Source organism: Pseudomonas sp. MWU13-3659, from assembly GCF_023757525.1.
Lineage (GTDB): Bacteria > Pseudomonadota > Gammaproteobacteria > Pseudomonadales > Pseudomonadaceae > Aquipseudomonas > Aquipseudomonas entomophila_E.
Genome location: NZ_JAMSHW010000014.1, coordinates 22,149 through 44,185 on the forward strand (window position 1 = coordinate 22,149; position 22,037 = coordinate 44,185).

The following is a 22,037-nucleotide window of genomic DNA, read 5'->3' on the forward strand; positions in this document are numbered from 1 at the left end:
GCTTGCCGGCGATGGGCCGCAAAGCGGCCCCCGGTATTTCAAGCCTGCTCGTCCTGGTCCTGTTGCTCCCACAGGCCCATGCCACCCAATCGATCTGGCCGCCACGTGCCACCACGCAATCGGCCATGATCACCGACTACCGCACCCTGCCCTGCCCGAAAGAACCGCCACCGCCCTACACCGGCAGCCTGCATCTGCAAAGCAAGTACGACCCGCGCGACGCCAGCAAATCCACCCTGCGCGCCAGCCCCGACACCGACAGCGAACGCATCGCCGGGCAGATCAAGCCGTTCATCGCCGGCCTGATCCAGGCCGGCAAACGTTTCCAGCAGGCCAAAAAGCCCAAGCAAGCCAACCTCGCCCTGGCCTGCCAGGACCAGTGGCTGGAGCATTGGGCCAAGGCCGGCGCCCTGCTTGCCCCGGACGCCAGCAACACCGGCATGGCCGCGCGCAAGTGGGCATTGGCCGCCATGGCCGGCAGCGTGTTGCTCACCCAGGCCGCCGCCGATGGCAAGGTGCGGCTGAGCACCACGCAGCAGCACTGGTTCACCCAGCTCGGCGAGCAAGTGATTCGTGAATACGATCCACGACGCACCTCCACCACCGTGTATTTCAACAACCACGACTACTGGGCTGCCTGGGCCGTAGCCGCCACCGGCATGCTGGTGGGCCGCGACGATTTCATCCGCTGGGCCAACGGCAACCTGCGCCGGGGCCTGGCCCAGGCCGTGCGCCGTGACGACTACGCCTACCTGCCGCTTGAAGTGGCGCGCAGCAAGCTGGCCGCCACCTACAGCCAATACGCCCTGGTGCCCTTGGTGCTGCTCAGCGAGTCGGCCCGCGCCAACGGTCTGGCCTGGAGCGACGACGACCAGCAGACCCTTGACCGCCTGGCCCGTTTCGCCGCCCGCAGCGTGCTCGAACCAGGCACCCTGCCCGAACTCAAGGGCAAGCACCAAGCCGAAGTCGCCCCCTACAAGCTGGCCTGGCTGATTCCCTTCCTCGCCCGAGCGCCCGGCCATCGCCTGGCCCGCCAGCTGTACGACGAAGAGGATGGCGAGGTGGACAACTACAGCCAGATAGGCGGCCCGCTGAAGCCGGCCTATTCCAACCTGCCTTGAACAAGGACGATCCCATGGCCTCCCTTACCCGCCTTTACTGCCTGGCCGCCCTGCTGCTGGCAAGTACCGCCCAAGCCTCACCCATCATCGAAACCCTGCCCCCGGAGCAACACCAACGACAACTGGCCGAACTGCGTCAGCAAGCGCACCAGGCGGTGGCCTTCGAACAGGCTACCCGCCCACAACCGTCAGGCCGTGCCAGCGTCACCCTGCAACCGATGTTCTCGTCCCAGGCCGGCAGTTGGCCGTTCGAGCCCTTCGTCAACAACGGCCTGTTCCGCGCCATCGCCGGCTACCAGGCGCACCATCCGCAGGCCGTGATCCTGCGAGGGGGCAGCATCACCCTGGCGCAACTGCATGACACGCTGAACGATGCACGCATCCTCAAACGCTACAAAGAGGGCTACCTGCTGAGTTATCCGCTGATGATCGGGCCGGATGCCGGTCTGGTGCTGGAAGACACTCACCTCTACCTCTACACCTTCTCCGGCACCGCCCTGATCAACCAGGGCTGGCTGGGGCTGAACCGCTCGACACTGGAAAGCTTTGCTGGCGACAAACCGGGCAACACCGACCGCGCCTGGCGGCCGTTCGTGATGGCCTGGGCCGGCAGCCACACCCAAGTGATCGGCTCGACGCTCAAGCGCCTGGGCTACAACGCCAACCTGTCCCGCGGTTTCAGTACTGCGCTCAGTGCCCAGCAACCGACCGGCTCCCGCCCGGCCACGGTGTTGATCGAAAACAGCCAATTCAGCGAGCTGTCCAGTGCCGTGGAGCTGCAGCACAGCCAGGCGACCCTCACAGGCAGCCAGTTCGAGCACTCGCAGCAGTACGCCATCGACGTCCGTGACAGCCAACTGAACCTGAGTGGCAACCAGTTGCGCGGCATCGACAACAACAGCGGCGTGCGCCTGCGCGGGCAAACCCGGGCACGAGTGCAGGACAACCTGATCCTCGGCGCCACCAAGGCGGCCATCGAGATCAGCGAGCAGCGCGGCGCCGTGCTGGTGGCCGGCAACCGCATCGGTGACAGCCGTGGCAATGGCATCCAGTTGCGCAACCTTGCGCCTACCCCGTCAGCCCCCTTGCTGATCGACGACAACCTGCTGGCCAGCAGCCAGGGTAGCGCGGTGGACGCCAGTGAAGTTGCGGCGTTCGCGCTGGTAGGCAACCGCATCGGCAATACCCCGGAGTACGCCTTCAGCCTGCGCAATGCCGCGCCGTTGCCCGGGCCGCTGCTGATCAGTGGTAATCACCTCGGCCAGGTGGGCAAGGCGGTGATGCGGGTCGAGGGAGTTCGGGAGGTCGAGTTGGGGCGTAACACTTTCGATGGCAAGGCATTGCTGCAGAACCTGCTGATTGGCGACCTGCTGCCGTTGCAGGGGCAGGTGCTGGAGGCGACGGTGGCTCGCGGCCAGATTGTGCGAGTGTGTCACTGTAGGAGCGGCTTCAGCCGCGATGCAGGCAACGCGGTGCTTGGCACCCGCCCCGTGGGTGATCGCGGCTGAAGCCGCTCCTACAAGGATCGTGTCAGGCCACCGGGCGCTGCATCCGCACGAAGCATTCGTCCATGCCCACCTCGACGAAACCCCGGCGCTGGTACAGGCCCCGCGCCGGGTTACTGCTGAACACCGTCAAGCGCAGCAACGGCAATCGCCGCTGCACCGTCCAGCCGGCCAGTTGCTCCAGCACCCAGCCACCGACACCCCGGCCACGATGTTCAGGCAGCAGGTGCAACTCGCGGATGTACAACGCCTGGCGGTCCTGGCTCAGGCTGCAGAAGCCCAGCACCTGGTCGTCCTCGACCACCAGCCATTGCTCGCGCCAACCCCAGGCCTCGTCGAAGGCTTCCTCGATCCACAGCAGGTCGAATTCACGGTAGTACGCCAGCATGGCGCGGCGGGTCAGGTCACGGGCGAAGGTGCGGTGACTGTCGGTGGCGGGGATCAGTTGAAGGGGCATCATCGAACACACGTATCAAGGGGTTTCGGGGGCATAGCAGACCGGCGAACTGCCCGGGCCGCGCCGCTCCAGTTCGTCTTCCAGCCAACGGGCCAGTACCTGGGCATTATTGTGCTCGGTGTCCTTGCCGGCATACAGCAAGGTCAGGACGCCCTTGTCGGCCACGTCCAGCAAGGGATACCAATGCTCGGGATGGGCAGCCAGTTCCTGCTGGTAGCACCGGGTGAAACCGGCAAAATCCAGTGCTCCGGCATGGAACGCCTTACGCAGTTCGTCGGATGGCGCCACCTCACGCAGCCACTGGCCCTGCAGCTCATCCTTGCGCGTGTTGCGCGGCCACAGGCGATCGACCAGCACACGCTGGCCATCGCTCGGCAATGCCGCTTCGTAGACACGCTTGCATCGAATCATCAGCCACCTGCGCGACATCTCACCTCAGCAAGCCTAAGGCGTTCATTGACCGAGGTCACGCACAAGTAACGATTTGTTTCTATGCTGAAAGCCTTCGGCACCCTTGCCCGACGCCAACCGGAGCCCCCATGGCAACCCCGTCACTGGCCAGCCAGCCGCAACTGACCCACCGCGATTCACGCCCCCAGCTTGCTCACACACCCAGCCGCGCCACCCTCGTCCTGTTCATCGGCCTGCTCCTGGCCGGCCTGGCCTACACCTTCTGGAGCCTCAAGCAGGACGTCAGCGCCAGCGGCACCGTGGTCACCACCGTCACGCCGTTCCTGCTGTTGGGCCTGGCGCTGCTGATCGCCCTGGGCTTCGAGTTCGTCAATGGTTTCCACGACACCGCCAATGCCGTGGCCACGGTGATCTACACCCACTCGCTGCCGGCACCGGTGGCGGTGGTGTGGTCGGGGCTGTGCAATTTTCTCGGTGTATTGCTTTCCAGCGGCGCGGTGGCGTTCGGCATCATCGCCCTGCTGCCGGTCGAACTGATCCTGCAGGTGGGCTCCAGCACCGGTTTCGCCATGGTCTTCGCCCTGCTGCTGGCAGCGATCATCTGGAACCTGGGCACCTGGTGGCTGGGCCTGCCGGCCTCCTCCTCGCACACGTTGATCGGCTCGATCATCGGCGTGGGCGTGGCCAACGCCCTGATGCACGGGCGCGACGGCACCAGCGGGGTGGACTGGGCCCAGGCCAGCAAGGTCGGCTACGCCCTGTTGTTCTCGCCGTTGATCGGTTTCGCCTGCGCCGCCCTGCTACTGCTGGCCTTGCGCGCGCTGGTCAAGCGCCAGGAGCTGTACCAGGCGCCGGAAAGCCAGACCCCGCCGCCCTGGTGGATCCGTGGCGTGCTGATCCTGACCTGCACCGGCGTGTCGTTCGCCCATGGCTCGAACGACGGGCAGAAAGGCATGGGCCTGATCATGCTCATTCTGGTCGGCACGCTACCCATGGCCTACGCCCTGAACAAGACCATGCCCAACGAGCAGGCCCTGCAGTTCTCGGCAGTAGCCGAGGTGACCCGCCAGGCCCTGGTGCGCAGTGCGCCGCTGCCGCCCCCGGCAGATCCACGCCAGGTGCTGACCGCGTTCATCGGCACGCCCAAGGCCAGCACCGACCTGGTGCCCGCCCTCGCCGCGCTGACCGGCATGATCGGCGAGGAAGTCAAAGGCTACGGCTCGCTCAAGCGCGTGCCCGCCGAGGCCATGGCCAACGTGCGCAACGACATGTACCTGACCAGCGAGGCGATCCGCCTGCTCGACAAGCACCAGCTGGCCCGTTTCGACGCCGACACCACTCGCCATGTGCAACTGTTCAAGCGCCAGCTGGACGATGCCACCCGCTATATCCCGCTGTGGGTCAAGGTGGCGGTGGCGATCGCCCTCGGCCTGGGCACCATGGTCGGCTGGCGGCGCATCGTGGTCACGGTGGGCGAGAAGATCGGCAAGACCCATTTGAGCTATGCCCAGGGCGCCTCGGCCGAGGTGGTGGCGATGTGCACCATCGGTGCGGCGGACATGTTCGGGCTGCCGGTGTCGACCACCCACGTGCTCAGCTCTGGCGTGGCCGGGAGCATGGTGGCCAATGGTTCGGGGATCCAGAAGCGCACCCTGGTCAACCTGCTGATGGCCTGGGTGCTGACCTTGCCGGCGGCGATGCTGCTGGCCGGGAGCCTGTACTGGCTGCTCAACCAGCTCTTCTGACCCTTGTAGGAGCGGCTTCAGCCGCGATCACCCGCAAGCGGGTGCCAGGCACCGCGTTGCCTGCATCGCGGCTGAAGCCGCTCCTACAGAGGTGAGGCGCGATCAACCGGGTATCTTCAGGCCACGCTGCACCGCCGGGCGTTCGAGGAAGTTGGCCAGCACCCGCTGCACCTCCCTGAACGCATCGAACCCCACCAAGTCCCGCGCGTTGTAGCGCTCCACCAGGTTGCGCACCCACGGGAAGATGGCGATATCGGCGATGCTGTACGCGTCCACCATCCATTCACGCCCCTTCAAGTGCCGGTCCAGCACACCCAGCAAGCGCTTCGATTCGTTGACGTAACGATCCCGCGGCCGCTTGTCCTCGTAGTCCTTGCCTGCGAAAAAGTGGAAGAACCCCACCTGGCCGAACATCGGCCCGATGCCGCCCATCTGGAACATCAGCCACTGCAGCGTCTGGTAGCGCTGGGCCGGGTCGAGGCTCAGCAGCTGGCCGCTCTTCTCGGCCAGGTACTGCAGGATCGCCCCCGACTCGAACAGCGGCAGCGGTTGGCCACCGGGGCCTTCCGGGTCAAGGATCGCCGGGATCTTGTTGTTGACGCTCAACGAAATGAACTCGGGGCTCATCTGGTCATCGGTTTCGAAGCTGACCTTGTGCACTTCATAGGGCAGGCCGATCTCCTCGAGCATGATCGAGACCTTTACACCATTGGGCGTGGCCAGTGAATACAGCTGCAGCCGCTCGGGGTGCCGGGCCGGCCACTTGCGGGTAATGGGGAACGCGGACAGATCAGTCATGTTCAGGCCTTGGTTGTATAAGGTGGGTGGACAACGCGGCATCCCTGACCATCACCCAGTCACGATGGCGCTCCTCGCCACACGGGAAGACCGCCTCCCCCACCTTGCGAAAGCCATTGCGCTGGTAGAAGCGGATGGCCCGCGCGTTGAGTTCGTTGACGGTGAGGCGCACCGCTCCATGGATATGCGCCAGGGTTGCCTCCAGCAGCAGCTGCCCCGCCCCGCTGCCATGGACGACAGGCAACAGGTAGAAGCGGGAAATTTCCACCAAGTGGTCGGCTGCGCCGATACCCAGATTGTCGGGCGCCAGGTCGAGCATGCTGTAACCCACCACCTGCCCCACCTGCTCGACCACCAGCAGGCGCTTGTGAGGGTGCTGCAGGTGCATCAGGAAATGCTCAGGCTGAAGGTTGTGGGCGATATAGTGCTGCAGCGCGGCAGGGGCGCTGTCGGGTGGGCTGGCCAGGGCGAAGGTGGCCTGGCCGACATGGCTCAGGGCGCTGCTGTCAGCGTCGCGGGCCGGGCGGATCTGGTAGGGCATGGCAACATCCTGTCGGGCGTCCGGATCGCCTCCGACAATGCCAGCCCCGCCGGAGCGGTGCAAATGAAAAGGCGACCCGGCTTGCACCGGATCGCCTTCAAGCCTCAGTAACGCGTCCTTACTGGCTCCGCGTCACGAGAGACGATCACCTCCACCCGGCGATTAAGCTGACGCGAATGCGCATCGGCGTTGCTCGCCACAGGGGACGCCTTGCCGTAACCGGCGCTGACGATGCGCGCCGGGTCCACACCCTGGCGACGCAGCGCGTGGGCCACGGCCGCCGCACGGTTCTCCGACAATCGCAGGTTCAAGGCGTCGCCACCGGTGGAGTCGGTGAAGCCCTCGACCCGCACCTTGCGCTCTGGGTTGTCCCGCAGGAACTGCGCCAGGCGCTGGATATCGTCAAGGCTTTCGTTACGTAAAGTGGCCTTGCCAGTCGCGAACAACACATCACCGAACGACACTACCGTGCCACGCTCGGTCTCCTTACCGTTGAGCGCCTTCAACGCATTGAGCTGGGCGGTGCGTACTTCCAGGCGAGCCTCGGCACGGCGGGCGTCGATGCCGCGCATGCCGGCCTCGGCCTGGCGCAGGCGGATGGTTTCCTCGGCCGTCTCGATCTTTCGATTGGCCAGGTAGGCCAGTTGCTCGACCTCGGGCGACTTGCGGCTGGCCAGCGAAGCTTCTTCGGCCTTGCCCAGCGCGGCTTGCGCCTGCTGGGTTTCCAAGGCGGCAATACGATGAGACTCCGGCTTGGCCTGCAGGGTCGAAAAAGCCTCACGGGCCTCCACCAGGCGCGGATTTTCCGGAGTCGCGGCGCAGCCGGCGATCACCAGGGCGAGCACGGACATGGCCGGCAGCAGATAACGTTTCGACATGTTCGGCTCCTTACTGGCCAGACTTGGTTGGGACGGCACCCGGTTCGGTGAGCATTTCATGCTTGAGCACGTCGATGCCTTTCTCTGCGGTTTTCAGTTGTTCTTCGGTGCGCTGCGCCCGCGCCTTGGTTTCGGCCAGGCGAGCATCGGCCTCGGCCTGCTGGGCCAGGGTGCGAACCTGCTCATAACGCTTCTCGCCGAAGGCGCGGTCCATGGCGCCGAGCTTGTCCTGGGCGGCGCGCATCTCCACCGGTGCATACTGGGTGGCATCGGCGGCGACCGCACGGTTGACGGCGCTGCGGGTGAGTTCGATCTGCTCGGTTGGGACCGTGACACTGGCACACCCACCCATGATCATGAGCAGGCCAGCCAACGGCAGCGTCTTGCGATTGAAAGGGACACGCATGGAAAAGCTCCTGTGCTGCGTACGCGAACCGGCGATCAGCGAGCCATCACCGGAATTGGACTGAAGACGTGGGAAATGTCCGGTTTGCTCATCGTAAAACCGGCTACACAGCCGGGTCGGAGTCCTTTCCGACATGATGAATATGAGAGCGCCCAAGACAGACTGTTGCGAAAACGGCATCAGACTATTCCCAGCGAACAAGCGACCGAATAGGACTTTTCGCAACTGAGCTGTAAGGAAGTTCGACAGGCGCTTTACCTTTCCCCTCCCGGCCCGGCCAGTGCCTTGCTGGTATCGAGCGGGGTTGGGCTCTTTTCCGTCTAGCAGGGTATTTCCGTTGGGCATGATGCCGCCTCCAGTCCGAGCAGTTTTCACGTCGAAACGACGCTTGCTGACGTTAGGATTGCGGCATGGTTGGCGTCTACTGACAGAAATATCAGGTGGGGGGCCGTGCTGTGGGCCGACCGCAACAGGTACGGTCAGCCCACACGGACAAAGCAGGTGGCCAAGGCCTAACCCTGCTGGTGGGCCTTGAGCTTGAGTTGTTCGGTATCGACCCGCACGAACACCGAGTCAGCGAGCACCGTCAGCACATCACCCGCCCAAACCTCGCAGATCACCCGGCTCTTGCGCCCGACCTCGCCTTCGACCCGCGCCTTGAGCAGCAGCTCGACACCCATCGGCGTCGGTTTGAGGTACGTCAGCCCGAGCTGGCCGGTGACACAGTCGATCCGTGGCAGGCCGCCGGCCTCGCGGCCTTCGGCGCGGTAGTGATAGGCCATCGCGGTCCAGTTGGAGTGGCAGTCCACCAGCATCGCCAGCAAGCCGCCATAGACCAAGCCCGGCCAGCCGGTGAAGGTTTCGTCGGGGGTGTGGCGGCATAGCAGGTGAATGCCATCGGTGTCCCAGTGGCTCTGCACATGCAGGCCGCTGGGGTGAGCGCAACCGCAGCCGTAGCAGATACCTTCGGGGGCGGCGAGGCGTTGCAGGGAATCGGTCATGGGCGTCCTTTGCTTGTTGGAGTTGGGCAGGCAGCACTGGCCGATGGTAGCGCCGCGCCCCGCGCCTGCGTCAATACCGTTTCCAGGTAGGCGCCAGCCTTGCTGGCGAACCAGGCAACGCGGAGGCTGGCACCGGCTGTGCCGGTGTTCGCCGGCAAGGCCGGCTCCTACAGAGTTGGGCAGGCAGCAATGGCCGATGGTAGCGCCGCGCCCCGCGCCTGCGTCAATACCGTTTCCAGGTAGGCGCCAGCCTTGCTGGCGAACCAGGCAACGCGGAGGCTGGCACCGGCTGCGCCGGTGTTCGCCGACAAGGCCGGCTCCTACAGAGTTGGGCAGGCAGCACTGGCCGATGGTAGCGCCGCGCCCCGCGCCTGCGTCAATACCGTTTCCAGGTAGGAGCCAGCCTTGCTGGCGAACCAGGCAACGCGGAGGCTGGCACCGGCTGCGCCGGTGGTCGCCGGCAAGGACCGCATCGGCTGTCAGGTGTTGAACAACGCCAGGCCCCGGTTGCGCCGCTGGGTCAGCGACACCAGCAGGATGAACAGCGTCACCCCGGCGGTCATCAGCGTTTCGTAGCGGTAGGCGTCACTGAACAGCATGTAGCCCAGCACCATGACGATGGTGCCGATCACCAGCCAGGTCAGCCAGGGGAACAACCACATTTTCAGTTCCAGTGGCCGACCTTCCCGCTCGGCGCGCGCCCGCATGCGCAGTTGCGACACGGCGATCACCAGGTACACCAGCAGGGCGATGGCCCCCGTGGTGGACAACAGGAAGCCGAACACCTTGCCGGGGAATACATAGTTGACCAGGCAACCGGCAAAGCCCGCCAACGTCGAAAGCACGACCGCCACCGTCGGCACACCGGCACCGGAAATACGCTTGGTCATGCCCAGCGCCTGGCCACGGGCCCCCAGCGAATAGAGCATGCGCGAGGCGGTGTACAAACCAGAGTTCATGCAACTGGTCACCGCCACCAGTACCACCAGGTCGACCAGCAGCTTGGCACCTGGCACGTTCAGCACCTCCAGCACCCGCTGGAACGAACCGACCGCCTTGAGCCCCGGGTCGTTCCACGCCACCAACGACACCACCAGGAAGATCGACGCCAGGTAGAAGATGGCGATGCGGTACACCACCAGGTTGGTGGCGCGGCGGATCTTGTCTTTCGGGTTGGCGGTCTCGTCGGCGGCGATGGTGACGATCTCGGCACCGAAGAACGAGAAGATGGTGATCAGCACGCCACCCAGCACAGTGCCAAAACCGTTGGGCATGAAGCCGCCGGTGTCCCACAGCCGGCTGACACCGGAGACGTCGGCCAACGGCCAGAAACCGAACACCGCCAGGCTGCAGACCATGATGAAGGCAATGATGGCGAGCACCTTCACCAAGGCGAACCAATACTCGAACGCACCGAAATTCTTCACGCTGACCAGGTTGCTGCCCGACAGCACGATCATGATCAGGAAGGCGAACAGCCAGGACGGCACACCCGGGAAGTACGCATGCAGGATATCCGCGCCGGCGATGGCCTCGACCGGAATGATCAGCACCCAGAACCACCAGTACAACCAACCGATGGTGAAGCCCGCCCACGGCCCGATGGCCTCGCTGGCGTAGGTGGAGAACGAACCGCTGTTGGGATTGGCGATGGCCATCTCGCCAAGCATGCGCATCACCAGCAGCACCAGCAGGCCGGTCATGGCGTAGGAAATGAGGATGGCCGGGCCAGCGGTGGCGATGGCGTTGGAGGAACCGATGAACAATCCGGCGCCAATGATGCCGGCGATGGAGATCATGGACACCTGACGCGACGTCAGGCCATGTTGCAGGGAGCGCTGTTTATTGTTGTCTGGCGATGCCATGGGAAACCCTCGAATGGGTCGGCCGCCACAAGGACGACTGAAAGTTGGAGCAGAATTCTGTAAGTCGGAGTTGCTCGTTCTTGTTGTTGTGAAACGCCGGTCGCTAACTTTCCCTCCTCTAAGAACAATGGGTTGTCATTGTTGATCCAGGTCAGTATTAATCTATGACGCCGACTCAACAAACGACCTTTTCGAAACACATCATTCCTTCATGGATTGAACTCCTTCCATTTTCGCTGGGTAACACCTCGCCATGTCCAGACGCCTGATGCCCTCCACCACCGCCCTGCAGTGCTTCGAGGCGGCGGCCCGCCACCTGAGCTTCACCCGTGCCGCACAGGAGCTGCACCTGACCCAGAGCGCGGTCAGCAAGCAGGTGGCGCAGCTCGAGGAGATGCTGGCCCACCCACTGTTCCAGCGCATCCGCAGGCGCCTGCACCTGACCCCGGCAGGTGCGTTGTACCTGGCCGAAGTGAACAAGATCCTCACCCAGATCGACATCTCCAGCCGCTACATCCTCAGCTACGGTGACGAAACCGAAGTGCTGCGCATCGCCACCCAGCCCACCTTCGGCGCACGCTGGCTGGTGCCCAGGCTCAAGGGCTTCGGCGATCGCCACCCGCGCATCCACCTGGATATTCGCAACGAACTCGAGCCCTTCGACCTGGTACAGGCCAAGGCCGACATCGCTTTCTTTTTCGGCCAGGGCACCTGGCCGGGGGCAACCTGCATCGAGCTGTTCAGTGAAGAGGTGGTGCCGGTGTGCGCGCCAAGCTTGCTGGCGCAGCGTCGCTTCGCCAGCGCCGAAGCCTTGACCGAGCACCGCCTGCTGCAATGCGCCTCGCGCCCGGAAGCCTGGCACGAGTGGTTCCTCGGCCTGGGCCTGCACAGCCAGAACAGTTACCACGGGCCGCGCTTCGACACCTTCTACCTGTGCATCCGCGCCGCCATCGCCGGTTGCGGCATCGCCCTGATCCCACGCTACCTCGTGGCCGAAGAGCTGGCCGAGGGCAAGCTGGTGGTGGCCTGGGACCATCCGCTGGCAAGCAACGGCCGGCATTTCATGGCCCATGCCGAGCATGCGGCCGAGGTGCCCAAGGTGCGGGCGTTCGTGCAGTGGATTCGCGAGCGGGTGGCCGAGGGCAATTGATGTCGCCTGTTACGGCTTCTTCGCGGGTAAACCCGCTCCTACAGGGGCATCACTGAGTTCGAAGACTGTGGGCGACCTGTAGGAGCGGGTTTACCCGCGAAGAGGCCAGCAACAGCAACACGAATTCCAGCCTTGGTCACGAATTAAAGGAATGACTGCAATCGATTAATTCGTTTGCGAATATAGACCCGGCACGTTTCGATAATGACTAATTCGAACAACAGGCCGCGCGCACATGTATCAGGAAAGTATCAGCCACTCCATCGCCATCGTTCACCCGATCACACTTTCCCATGGCCGCAACGCTGAAGTCTGGGACACCGAAGGCAAGCGCTACATCGACTTCGTCGGCGGCATCGGCGTGCTCAACCTGGGCCATTGCAACCCAGCCGTGGTCGAGGCGATCCAGCAGCAGGCCACGCGCCTGACCCACTACGCCTTCAACGCCGCCCCCCATGGCCCCTACCTCGAACTGATGGCGCGCCTGCAGCAGTTCGTCCCGGTCAGCTATCCCGTGGCGGGCATGCTCACCAACAGCGGTGCGGAAGCGGCGGAAAACGCCCTGAAGATGGCCCGCGCGGCCACTGGAAAACGCGCCATCATCGCCTTCGACGGCGGCTTCCACGGCCGTACCCTGGCCACCCTCAACCTCAACGGCAAGGTCGCGCCCTACAAGCAACGGGTCGGCGAACTGCCCGGCCCGGTCTACCACCTGCCCTACCCCAGCCCTGACACCGGGGTCACCTGCGAACAGGCGTTACAGGCCATGGACCGGCTGTTCAGCGTCGAGTTGGCGGTGGAGGACGTGGCGGCATTCATCTTTGAGCCGGTGCAAGGCGAAGGCGGCTTTCTCGCTCTGGACCCGACGTTTGCCCAGGCTTTGCGGCGCTTCTGCGACGAGCACGGGATCCTGGTCATCATCGATGAGATCCAGTCCGGTTTCGGGCGTACCGGGCAGCGCTTCGCATTCTCGCGGTTGGGAATAGAGCCGGACCTGTTGTTGCTCGCCAAGAGCATTGCCGGGGGTATGCCCCTGGGTGCGGTGGTTGGCCGTCGGGCAATCGTGGATGCGCTGCCCAAGGGCGGCTTGGGCGGCACCTATTCCGGCAACCCGATCGCCTGTGCGGCGGCCCTGGCCAGCCTGGCGCAGATGACGGATGAGCACATCGCCACCTGGGGCGAGCGCCAGGAGCAGGCCATCGTCCGCCGCGCGGAGCGCTGGAAGACGGCCTATCCGTTTATCGGCCGCGTGACAGGCGTGGGCGCCATGCGCGGCATCGAGTTCGTCAACGCCGACGGCAGCCCGGCGCCAGCGCTGCTGGCCAAGGTGTTGGAGGCCGCGCGGGACAAAGGCCTGCTGCTGATGCCCAGTGGCAAGGCACGGCACATCATCCGCCTGCTGGCCCCGCTGACCATCGAGCCTGAGGTACTCGAGGAAGGGCTGGATATCCTCGAGCAGTGCCTGGCCGAGCTGAAGTAAGGCCTACAGGCCCAGCTCTTCGGGGGTGGGCATGTCGCACTCGAAGGCAATCCAACCGCCTTCGAGTTCGGCGTGGCCGTTGACGATCAAACCATAGTAGGTCAGGCCGTTCTCCAGCGTGACGCAGATGTGCGTGGCGCCTTTTTCCGGTGCCGCGAGCGTACCGACGAAATGCACCTTTTTCAGGACTTCGGTCACCGCCTCGAGGCCGACACGCATGTCGGTGTTTTCCGAAGCCTCGGTATCGCCCCCACGGTCTTCGGCGCTGACGGTCACGGTGGCGATGTACGGGTACTTGGTGCTCAAGCGGGTTACCTCGGGTGGAGTGGATGGTAGAACGGCGCCTAGGGTACGGCAGCCACACCGCGTTGTCTGCACCGACCTGTTCGCCGGCAAGCCGGCTCCTACGGGTTGGCGCATTGGCCGTAGGTACCATCGATGCACATGGCCTCCCCCGCCCCGATCTGTTAGGGTGCCCGCCGATGCACGCCACACCACGCGAGGATACCGAGTGAGCGCCGAACAACCCCTGATCGCCGACCTGTTCGAGGTCGACAAACGCCTGACCCTCAAGCCCGTCGTGGACTTCAACAGCTACCTGCGCAATGCCTTTGGCGACGGCCCCTGCCGCTGCCATCGCTGTATCGAGGGTGGCGGCGATGAAAGCACCTACACGCACCGCCACACCTTCGAGCTGGAAGGCCGCACCCTGCACCGCCGCTTCGCCAGCACCGCGGGCAGCGACGTGCTGATGGCCCTGAAGAAGGCCTGGCTGTCCTACACCAAGGCCGAGCTGATCACCGTCGGCGCGCTGGACATGACCACCCTGAAGGCCTTCACCGAAGCAGCCCTGCATGAACGCCTGCTCGCCCTGCTGCCGGCCAGCGGCCTGGCGCGCGAAGTCGACGGCCAGTGGCAGTTGCAGGTGCTCGCCGACTGACGGTCGCCCCGGCAGGATTCTCCCGCTCTGCTACCTTGGGAGAACCCTCACCCACAGGTGACCCGACCATGGCCCGCACGACCCCCATCGAGCTGTACCGCAACATCGGTATCGTTGCCCACGTGGATGCCGGCAAGACCACCACCACCGAGCGGATCCTGTTCTACACCGGGGTCAACCACAAGATGGGCGAGGTGCACGATGGTGCCGCGACCATGGACTGGATGGCCCAGGAGCAGGAACGCGGCATCACCATCACCTCGGCGGCCACCACCGCGTTCTGGCAGGGCTCAACCAAGCAGTTCGCCGACAAGTACCGCTTCAACATCATCGACACCCCCGGCCACGTCGACTTCACCATCGAGGTGGAGCGCTCGCTGCGTGTGCTCGATGGCGCGGTGGTGGTGTTCAGCGGCGCCGACGGCGTCGAGCCGCAATCCGAGACCGTGTGGCGCCAGGCCAACAAGTACCATGTGCCGCGCCTGGCCTACATCAACAAGATGGACCGCCAGGGGGCCGACTTCCTGCGTGTCGTGGATCAGATCGATAAACGCCTGGGCCACAACCCTATACCCATCCAGTTGGCCATTGGCAGCGAGGAAAACTTCATCGGCCAGATCGACCTGGTGAAGATGAAAGCCATCTACTGGAATGAAACCGACCAGGGCACCAGCTACCGAGAAGAAGAGATCCCTACGGAGCTGAAAGCGCTTGCCGACAAATGGCGCGAGAAGTTGGTTGAAGCGGCTGCTGAAGCCAATGAAGAATTGCTGAACAAATTTCCTGATCTCAGCATCGACGAAATCAAGGCCGGCCTCCGACAACGTACGCTGGCCAATGAGATCGTGCCGACCATCCTCGGTTCGTCGTTCAAGAACAAAGGCGTTCCACTGATGCTCGACGCTGTGATCGACTATCTGCCAGCACCTAGCCAAATACCGGCGATCAAGGGCATACACCCTGACCTTGCGGAAATTCCGAAGGACCAGATCAAACCTGACCAGCTAATCGAGCGCCATGCAGACGACAAGGATCCCTTCTCGGCCCTTGCCTTCAAGATCGCCACCGACCCATTCGTCGGCACACTGACCTTTGCCCGCGTGTATTCCGGCGTGCTCAGCTCCGGCAACGCCGTGCTCAATTCAGTCAAGGGCAAGAAGGAGCGCATCGGCCGCATGGTGCAGATGCACGCCAACCAGCGCGCCGAAATCAAGGACGTGTGCGCCGGCGATATCGCCGCGCTGATCGGCATGAAGGACGTGACCACCGGCGACACCCTGTGCGACATCGACAAGCCGATCATCCTCGAACGCATGGACTTCCCCGACCCAGTGATCTCGGTGGCCGTGGAGCCCAAGACCAAGGGCGACCAGGAGAAGATGGGCATCGCCTTGAGCAAGCTGGCCCAGGAAGACCCGTCGTTCCGGGTCAAGACCGACGAAGAAACCGGCCAGACCATCATTTCCGGCATGGGCGAGCTGCACCTGGACATCATCGTCGACCGCATGCGCCGCGAGTTCAACGTCGAGGCCAACATCGGCAAGCCGCAAGTGGCCTACCGCGAGAAAATCCGCAACACCTGCGAGATCGAGGGGCGCTTCGTTCGCCAGTCGGGCGGTCGTGGCCAGTACGGCCATTGCTGGATCCGTTTCGCCCCGGGCGACGAAGGCAAGGAGGGGCTGGAGTTCATCAACGAGATCGTCGGTGGCGTGGTCCCGCGCGAATACATCCCGGCAATCCAGAAAGGTATCGAGGAGCAGATGAAGAACGGCGTGCTCGCCGGTTATCCGCTGATCAACCTCAAGGCGGCCGTGTACGACGGCTCGTACCACGACGTCGACTCCAACGAGATGGCCTACAAGATCGCCGCCTCGATGGCCACCAAGCAGCTGTCGCAAAAAGGCGGCGCGGTGCTGCTTGAACCGGTGATGAAAGTCGAGGTGGTGACGCCCGAGGAGTACCAGGGCGACATCATGGGCGACCTGAGCCGGCGCCGGGGGATGATCCAGGATGGCGACGAGACGCCGGCCGGCAAGGTGATCCGCGCCGAGGTGCCGTTGGGCGAGATGTTCGGCTACGCCACCTCGATGCGCTCGATGACCCAGGGGCGGGCCAGCTACACGATGGAGTTCACCCGCTATGCCGAGGCACCGGCGAGCATTGCCGACGCCATCGTCAAGAAGAACCGCGGGGAATGATGATGCGGTTCGCCGGCAAGCCGGCTCCTACAACGCGATCCAGTAGGAGCCGGCTTGCCGGCGAACCCGCCAGCTCAGGCACCACGCGCTCTCAATGCTGCTCCCCCGCCCGCTTGAGCAGTTTCTTGCACCGCTCCGACAAGTGCACCACCCGCAGCTGCTTGCCCGCCTTGGCGTAACGCTCACGCAAGGTCTGCAACGCCGCGATCGCCGAATAATCGACAAAGCTCAGGTGCTGGCAATCCAGGGTGACCTTGGCCGGATCGTTGGCCGGGTCGAACTGGTTCAGAAACGGCGTGGTCGAGGCAAAGAACAACGTGCCATGCACCTGATAGCGCTTGCCCCCCTCGCCATCGTCATGGCTGTCGGCATACAGCTCCCGCGCATGCTGCCAGGCGAAATTGATCGCGGCGATGACGATACCGAACATGACTGCCATGGCCAGGTCGGTGAGCACCGTGACCACGGTCACCGCGATGATCGCCAGCACATCGCTCACCGGCACCTTGTTCAGCACCCGCAAGGAGGCCCAGGCGAACGTCTGCTGGGCCACCACGAACATCACCCCCACCAGCGCCGCCAGCGGGATACGCTCGATCAGCGGCGACAGGAACAGCACGAACAACAGGATCATCACCCCGGCGACCACGCCAGAAAGCCGCCCACGCCCATTGGAGCTGAGGTTGATCACGGTCTGGCCGATCATCGCGCAGCCGCCCATGCCACCGCACAGGCCCGAGACCATGTTGGCCGCGCCCAGCGCGACGCATTCGCGGTCCGGGTAGCCGCGGCTCTCGGTGATTTCGTCGGTGAGGTTGAGGGTCAGCAGGGTTTCCAGCAGACCGACCATGGCCATCAGGAATGCATAGGGCGCGATGATCTTCAGCGTCTCGAGGTTCCAGGGCACCTCCGGCAGGGCCAGTTGCGGCAGCCCCCCGGCGATATGCGCCATGTCACCCAGGGTGCGGGTCGGCAGGCCGAGCAGGTAGACCAGCAGGCCGACACCGAGGATCGCCACCAGCGCGGGCGGCACGGCGCGGGTCAGCTTCGGCAGCACGTAGACCACCAGCATGGTCAGCGCTACCAGGCCAATCATCAGGTACAGCGGCGTGCCGCTGAGCCAGTGTTCGCCTTCCTTGAAGTGCTCCAGCTGGGCCAGGGCGATGACGATGGCCAGGCCGTTGACGAAGCCGAGCATCACCGGGTACGGCACCAGCCGCACCAGTTTGCCCAGGCGCAGCACGCCGAACAGGATCATCACCACCCCGCCGAGCAGCACCGTGGCCAGCAGGTACTGGGCACCGTGCTGCACTACCAGGGCGACGATGACCACGGCCATGGAGCCGGCGGCGCCGGAGATCATGCCCGGGCGGCCGCCGAACAGCGCGGTCAGGGTACAGATGATGAAAGCCCCGTACAGGCCCATCAGCGGGTTGAGGTGGGCCACCAGGGCGAAGGCGATGCACTCGGGCACCAGGGCGAAGGAGGTGGTGAGGCCGGCGAGCAGGTCGGCGCGTAGACGAGCAGGTTTCATGGTGATCCTGAGCAGGAAGCGAAGGCAAAACACGTTCTTGGTGGGAGATTGCCCGCCGCAGGAGCCTTCTGTAGGAGCGGCTTTAGCCGCGATGCAGGCAACGCGGTGCCCGCTTCACGGGTGATCGCGGCTAAAGCCGCTCCTACAGGGGTCGTGCCAAATCAATGGGCGGGCGAGGCTGAAATTCGAGGGCCGATGTTACGGAATTTGCCTCGCGGCAGCCAGCAACCCCTCCACCCGTTCATGTGCCTGTGATCCAGGCCCGGCAAGAAGCCGACAAATTTGCCATCATGTTCATTCCACCCGCGGAGATCATGGACATGCCGCTACGCCCCCTCATCGCCTCCCTGCTGCTGGCCGCCAGCCTCACCGCCCAGGCCGCCACCGAGGTCATCCCCCTTCAACACCGCGGCAGCGCCGAACTGCTGCCCGCTGCCCAGTCCTTCCTGGGCAAGGACGGCACCGTCAGCACCTTCGAGGACAAGCTGATCGTCAACGCCTCCCCCGAGCGCATCGACGACCTGCGCAGCCTGCTGCAGCAGCTCGACACCGCGCCCAAGCGCCTGCTGATCAGCGTCGACAACAACGACAGCAACTTCCAGGACAACCACGGCAACGCACGGGTCATCCAGTACGGCACCGCCAACCGCGAAGGCGGCCTGCAACAGGTACAGGCCAGCGAGGGGCAACCGGCGCTGATCCAGGTCGGGCAGAGCGTCCCGATCACCAGCACCGCCACCGACGGCTACGGGCGCCTGCAGAGCAACACCGAATACCGCAACGTCACCCAGGGTTTCTATGTCACACCGCGCCTGAGCGGCGACACCGTGCGCCTGCAGATCAGCACCAACAACGACCGCATGAGCCAGGAGCGCCCCGATGTAGTGAAGGTGCAAAGCACCGACACGACCGTCACCGGCAAGCTCGGCGAGTGGATCACCCTGGCTGGATACAATCAGCAGAGCCAAGCCGATATCAGTGCGTCAAGCCGTACCTACAGCACCCAGCGCGGTGAAAACATGACTTTGCGTGTCAAAGTCGACCTTCTCGACTGAATCCAGGCAATTCAAGGCCTCGACCAAAGGCCTTGAAACTGACCGCAGAGTCGCATTAGACCAAAGATGTAGTAAGCAGAAAAAAGCACTACAAAACATTTGACAGGCTCTTTTTGGCAAAGGCATGATGGCCTCGCTCCCGCTAATCAGAGGCCCTGGCAAGGGTCTTCGGAGCGCCCTCCCCACCACCCGCGGAGGCGCTTCGTGTCCATACGGCCCATAAGGCGGTTCGACGGGATTGCGACTGCAACGAAGAAGTTGTCCCGAGGGACGGAAGCGCATCACCGCAGTTCTGGCAATCGCGTCGCACCGCAGCAAGGCAACCACGAGCCGACCTGCAGGGCACACCTTCGCCTGGCCTGCACACCCTTCCCCTTCGCACCTCCTCCGTTCGCCGCCGCACTCCCCCGGACAGGACAGCCGCCAGGCCCTCTGACCCGCGTATCCGAGCATCAGCACAATTACACTCAAGATCGATGCGACGAGGTTTATTTCCATGGCACTGACACGCGAACAGCAAATTGCAGCCCTCGAGAAAGACTGGGCCGAAAACCCGCGCTGGAAAGGCGTGACCCGTACCTACACCGCCGCTGATGTCGTTCGCCTGCGTGGCTCGCTGCAGCCAGAGCACACCTTTGCTCGCCAAGGCGCAGAAAAACTGTGGAAGCTGGTCACCGAAGGTGCCCACCCGTCCTTCCGCCCAGAAAAAGATTTCGTCAACTGCATGGGCGCCCTGACCGGCGGCCAGGCAGTGCAGCAGGTAAAAGCCGGCATCCAGGCCATCTACCTGTCCGGCTGGCAGGTTGCCGCCGACAACAACTCGGCCGAGTCGATGTACCCCGACCAGTCGCTGTACCCGGTCGACTCGGTACCGACCGTGGTCAAGCGCATCAACAACGCCTTCCGCCGCGCCGACCAGATCCAGTGGAAAGCCGGCAAGAACCCAGGCGACGAAGGCTACATCGACTACTTCGCCCCGATCGTGGCTGACGCCGAAGCCGGTTTCGGCGGCGTGCTGAACGCCTACGAGCTGATGAAGAACATGATCGAAGCGGGCGCCGCCGGCGTGCACTTCGAAGACCAGCTGGCCTCGGTGAAGAAATGCGGCCACATGGGCGGCAAGGTACTGGTCCCGACGCAAGAAGCCGTACAGAAGCTGGTAGCCGCGCGCCTGGCAGCTGACGTTTCGGGCGTACCGACCATCATCCTGGCCCGTACCGACGCCAACGCCGCCGACCTGCTGACCAGCGACTGCGACCCGTACGACCAGCCGTTCGTGATCGGCGAGCGTACCCGTGAAGGCTTCTACAAGGTGCGTGCCGGCCTCGACCAGGCCATCGCCCGCGGCCTGGCCTATGCCCCGTACGCCGACCTGATCTGGTGCGAAACCGCCAAGCCGGACCTGGACGAAGCCCGTCGCTTCGCCGAAGCGATCAAGAAGGAATACCCGGACCAGATCCTGTCGTACAACTGCTCGCCATCGTTCAACTGGAAGAAGAACCTGGACGACGCCACCATCGCCAAGTTCCAGCGCGAACTGTCGGCCATGGGCTACAAGCACCAGTTCATCACCCTGGCCGGCATCCACAACATGTGGCACGGCATGTTCAACCTGGCGCACGACTACGCCCGCAACGACATGACCGCCTACGTGAAGCTGCAGGAGCAGGAATTCGCCGACGCGAGCAAAGGCTACACCTTCGTGGCGCACCAGCAGGAAGTGGGCACCGGCTACTTCGACGACATGACCACCGTGATCCAGGGTGGCGCATCGTCGGTGACCGCCCTGACCGGTTCGACCGAGGAAGAGCAGTTCCACTGAGTGTGGTGAGCTGAACAGGAAGCCCAGGGTCCGCGAGGAGCCTGGGCTTTTTTCTGCCACACACTGTAGGAGCGGCTTCAGCCGCGATGCAGGCAACGCGGTGTCCGGCACCCGCTTTGCGGGTGATCGCGGCTGAAGCCGCTCCTACAAGCACCGCGTCGCACCTGCAAAGTTGCGGATCAGGTCTAAGCTTGTGGCTACCCCATAGCAAGGACTGCCCATGCCCCGCCCTGGCCATCTGCTCCTCATCGCCGTCGCAGCCGCCGCCTGCTATCTATATGCACTGGCGAGCGACAACGCCCTGCTTGGCCTGCTGGTCAAACCCATTCCCGTGCTGGCCCTGATTGCCTGGTTGAGCACCACACCCGCCACGCCCTACCGCCGCTGGATCATGCTCGGCCTGGCCTTCTCGGTGCTCGGCGACATCTTGCTGGCCATCCCGCGTGACCTGTTCGTGTTCGGCCTGGCCGCGTTCCTCTGTGCGCACCTGGCCTACTTGCGCGCCTACTGCACCCTCACGCTGCGTCCAAACTACCCGGCCCTGGCCTTCGCCCTGATAGTCGGCGGCTCGCTGTTCAGCCTGCTCGCCAGCCACGGCCTCGGCCCACTGCTCATACCGGTGGCATTCTACGCCCTGGCCATCGGCGCCATGCTCTGGCGCGCGCTCGCCTGCGGCGGCCTGGCCGCGCTGGGTGCCTGCGCCTTCGTGTTCTCCGACAGCCTGATCGGCATCGACCGCTTCGTCAGCCCGTTCGCCGCCGCCGAATACCTGATCATCCTCTGCTACTGGCTCGGCCAGTGGCTGATCGCAGCCTCGGTTATTCGCCATTCAACTGCACAAGTATTGATTCAGAGCGGTGCGAGCCGCCTCGGAAGCTGCTAGAACGAGAGTTTTTCGCATTTGCAAGTGGGCAGATTGCCCAAGGAACTTTACAAGGCACAGAAACGCTAAAACATTACAGCTCAAGCCAAATGATATTAATTATCATTACACAACTAGACGGTCGTTACGCGAAGCAAGAAACATAATTAACAAAACCGCGCGCAATGCCCGAAAATCAAGGGTTTCAACCAGTTACGAACGGTTTTTGTTCTTAAACCTACGAATAAATTTGCAACGGAAATTTTAC

The 22,037-nt window shown here is 63.9% G+C and carries 20 protein-coding genes; 10 read left to right on the forward strand and 10 right to left on the reverse strand.

Features of this window, described 5'->3' with window-relative positions; genetic code table 11:
* Nucleotides 1-11 precede the first annotated feature (11 nt).
* Both NGM28_RS17685 and NGM28_RS17690 read left to right on the forward strand, forming a co-directional pair.
* Complete coding sequence (locus NGM28_RS17685; protein WP_252090948.1) at nucleotides 12-1,121, forward strand: polysaccharide lyase; 1,110 nt, start codon at nucleotides 12-14, stop codon at nucleotides 1,119-1,121.
* 14 nt (nucleotides 1,122-1,135) lie between these two features.
* A complete protein-coding gene (locus NGM28_RS17690) occupies nucleotides 1,136-2,629 on the forward strand; it encodes a right-handed parallel beta-helix repeat-containing protein (protein WP_252090949.1) in 1,494 nt (497 codons plus the stop codon).
* Between the two features lie 22 nt (nucleotides 2,630-2,651).
* Here the strand turns inward: NGM28_RS17690 and NGM28_RS17695 are convergent, their stop codons facing one another.
* Together NGM28_RS17695 and NGM28_RS17700 are read right to left on the reverse strand one after the other, a co-directional pair.
* The gene (locus NGM28_RS17695) at nucleotides 2,652-3,083 is read right to left on the reverse strand and encodes a GNAT family N-acetyltransferase (protein ID WP_252091041.1); all 432 of its coding nucleotides are present in this window, start codon (nucleotides 3,081-3,083) and stop codon (nucleotides 2,652-2,654) included.
* 15 nt (nucleotides 3,084-3,098) lie between these two features.
* Entirely contained in the window at nucleotides 3,099-3,494 is a 396-nt protein-coding gene (locus NGM28_RS17700) for a DUF488 domain-containing protein (RefSeq protein WP_240066476.1), read from the reverse strand.
* 128 nt (nucleotides 3,495-3,622) lie between these two features.
* On the opposite strand from NGM28_RS17700, the gene NGM28_RS17705 reads away from it, so the two are divergent.
* Nucleotides 3,623-5,239: an inorganic phosphate transporter gene (locus NGM28_RS17705; RefSeq protein WP_252090950.1), complete on the forward strand. Its 1,617-nt coding sequence runs from the start codon at nucleotides 3,623-3,625 to the stop codon at nucleotides 5,237-5,239.
* A 102-nt stretch (nucleotides 5,240-5,341) separates the two neighbouring features.
* Here the strand turns inward: NGM28_RS17705 and NGM28_RS17710 are convergent, their stop codons facing one another.
* The 6 genes from NGM28_RS17710 to NGM28_RS17735 all read right to left on the reverse strand — a co-directional run bounded on the left by NGM28_RS17710 (nucleotide 5,342) and on the right by NGM28_RS17735 (nucleotide 10,728).
* Nucleotides 5,342-6,037 carry a glutathione S-transferase N-terminal domain-containing protein gene (locus tag NGM28_RS17710; RefSeq protein WP_240066474.1) on the reverse strand — a complete coding sequence of 232 codons (696 nt, stop codon included), beginning with the start codon at nucleotides 6,035-6,037 and terminating at the stop codon, nucleotides 5,342-5,344.
* Nucleotides 6,030-6,578 carry a GNAT family N-acetyltransferase gene (locus NGM28_RS17715; protein ID WP_252090951.1) on the reverse strand — a complete coding sequence of 183 codons (549 nt, stop codon included), beginning with the start codon at nucleotides 6,576-6,578 and terminating at the stop codon, nucleotides 6,030-6,032. The genes NGM28_RS17710 and NGM28_RS17715 overlap by 8 nt, the downstream gene beginning before the upstream one ends.
* A 104-nt stretch (nucleotides 6,579-6,682) precedes the next feature.
* Nucleotides 6,683-7,456, reverse strand: coding sequence for an OmpA family protein (locus NGM28_RS17720; protein ID WP_252090952.1), 774 nt, complete (start codon nucleotides 7,454-7,456; stop codon nucleotides 6,683-6,685).
* 10 nt (nucleotides 7,457-7,466) lie between these two features.
* Nucleotides 7,467-7,862 (reverse strand): DUF4398 domain-containing protein, encoded by a 396-nt coding sequence (locus NGM28_RS17725; RefSeq protein WP_240066471.1) that lies wholly within the window; start codon nucleotides 7,860-7,862, stop codon nucleotides 7,467-7,469.
* A gap of 512 nt (nucleotides 7,863-8,374) precedes the next feature.
* The gene (locus NGM28_RS17730; RefSeq protein ID WP_240066470.1) at nucleotides 8,375-8,863 is read right to left on the reverse strand and encodes a PaaI family thioesterase; all 489 of its coding nucleotides are present in this window, start codon (nucleotides 8,861-8,863) and stop codon (nucleotides 8,375-8,377) included.
* A 479-nt stretch (nucleotides 8,864-9,342) separates the two neighbouring features.
* Nucleotides 9,343-10,728 carry an amino acid permease gene (locus tag NGM28_RS17735; protein ID WP_252090953.1) on the reverse strand — a complete coding sequence of 462 codons (1,386 nt, stop codon included), beginning with the start codon at nucleotides 10,726-10,728 and terminating at the stop codon, nucleotides 9,343-9,345.
* 253 nt (nucleotides 10,729-10,981) lie between these two features.
* Between NGM28_RS17735 and gcvA the strand changes: the two genes are divergently transcribed.
* On the forward strand, nucleotides 10,982-11,878 hold the full coding sequence (gene gcvA, locus NGM28_RS17740; RefSeq protein WP_252090954.1) for a transcriptional regulator GcvA: 897 nt from the start codon (nucleotides 10,982-10,984) through the stop codon (nucleotides 11,876-11,878).
* 235 nt (nucleotides 11,879-12,113) lie between these two features.
* Nucleotides 12,114-13,358: a 2-aminoadipate transaminase gene (locus tag NGM28_RS17745; protein WP_252090955.1), complete on the forward strand. Its 1,245-nt coding sequence runs from the start codon at nucleotides 12,114-12,116 to the stop codon at nucleotides 13,356-13,358.
* A gap of 3 nt (nucleotides 13,359-13,361) precedes the next feature.
* Here NGM28_RS17745 and NGM28_RS17750 read toward each other — a convergent pair whose 3' ends face one another.
* Nucleotides 13,362-13,664: a hypothetical protein gene (locus tag NGM28_RS17750; protein WP_240066466.1), complete on the reverse strand. Its 303-nt coding sequence runs from the start codon at nucleotides 13,662-13,664 to the stop codon at nucleotides 13,362-13,364.
* A 205-nt stretch (nucleotides 13,665-13,869) separates the two neighbouring features.
* Between NGM28_RS17750 and NGM28_RS17755 the strand changes: the two genes are divergently transcribed.
* Together NGM28_RS17755 and fusA are read left to right on the forward strand one after the other, a co-directional pair.
* Nucleotides 13,870-14,298, forward strand: a complete 429-nt coding sequence (locus NGM28_RS17755; protein WP_240066465.1) for a hypothetical protein — start codon at nucleotides 13,870-13,872, stop codon at nucleotides 14,296-14,298.
* Nucleotides 14,299-14,366: 68 nt separating this feature from the next.
* The gene (gene fusA, locus NGM28_RS17760) at nucleotides 14,367-16,496 is read left to right on the forward strand and encodes an elongation factor G (RefSeq protein WP_252090956.1); all 2,130 of its coding nucleotides are present in this window, start codon (nucleotides 14,367-14,369) and stop codon (nucleotides 16,494-16,496) included.
* A gap of 91 nt (nucleotides 16,497-16,587) precedes the next feature.
* Here the strand turns inward: fusA and NGM28_RS17765 are convergent, their stop codons facing one another.
* Complete coding sequence (locus tag NGM28_RS17765; protein WP_252090957.1) at nucleotides 16,588-18,030, reverse strand: SulP family inorganic anion transporter; 1,443 nt, start codon at nucleotides 18,028-18,030, stop codon at nucleotides 16,588-16,590.
* A 290-nt stretch (nucleotides 18,031-18,320) separates the two neighbouring features.
* Here NGM28_RS17765 and NGM28_RS17770 point away from each other — a divergent pair, with 290 nt between their 5' ends.
* The 3 genes from NGM28_RS17770 (at nucleotide 18,321) to NGM28_RS17780 (ending at nucleotide 21,790) form a co-directional block, all read left to right on the forward strand.
* Complete coding sequence (locus tag NGM28_RS17770) at nucleotides 18,321-19,085, forward strand: secretin GspD/PilQ domain-containing protein (RefSeq protein ID WP_252090958.1); 765 nt, start codon at nucleotides 18,321-18,323, stop codon at nucleotides 19,083-19,085.
* 496 nt (nucleotides 19,086-19,581) lie between these two features.
* Nucleotides 19,582-20,907 carry an isocitrate lyase gene (gene aceA, locus NGM28_RS17775; protein WP_240066461.1) on the forward strand — a complete coding sequence of 442 codons (1,326 nt, stop codon included), beginning with the start codon at nucleotides 19,582-19,584 and terminating at the stop codon, nucleotides 20,905-20,907.
* A 220-nt stretch (nucleotides 20,908-21,127) separates the two neighbouring features.
* Nucleotides 21,128-21,790 (forward strand): lysoplasmalogenase, encoded by a 663-nt coding sequence (locus tag NGM28_RS17780; RefSeq protein ID WP_252090959.1) that lies wholly within the window; start codon nucleotides 21,128-21,130, stop codon nucleotides 21,788-21,790.
* Nucleotides 21,791-22,037: the final 247 nt, after the last annotated feature.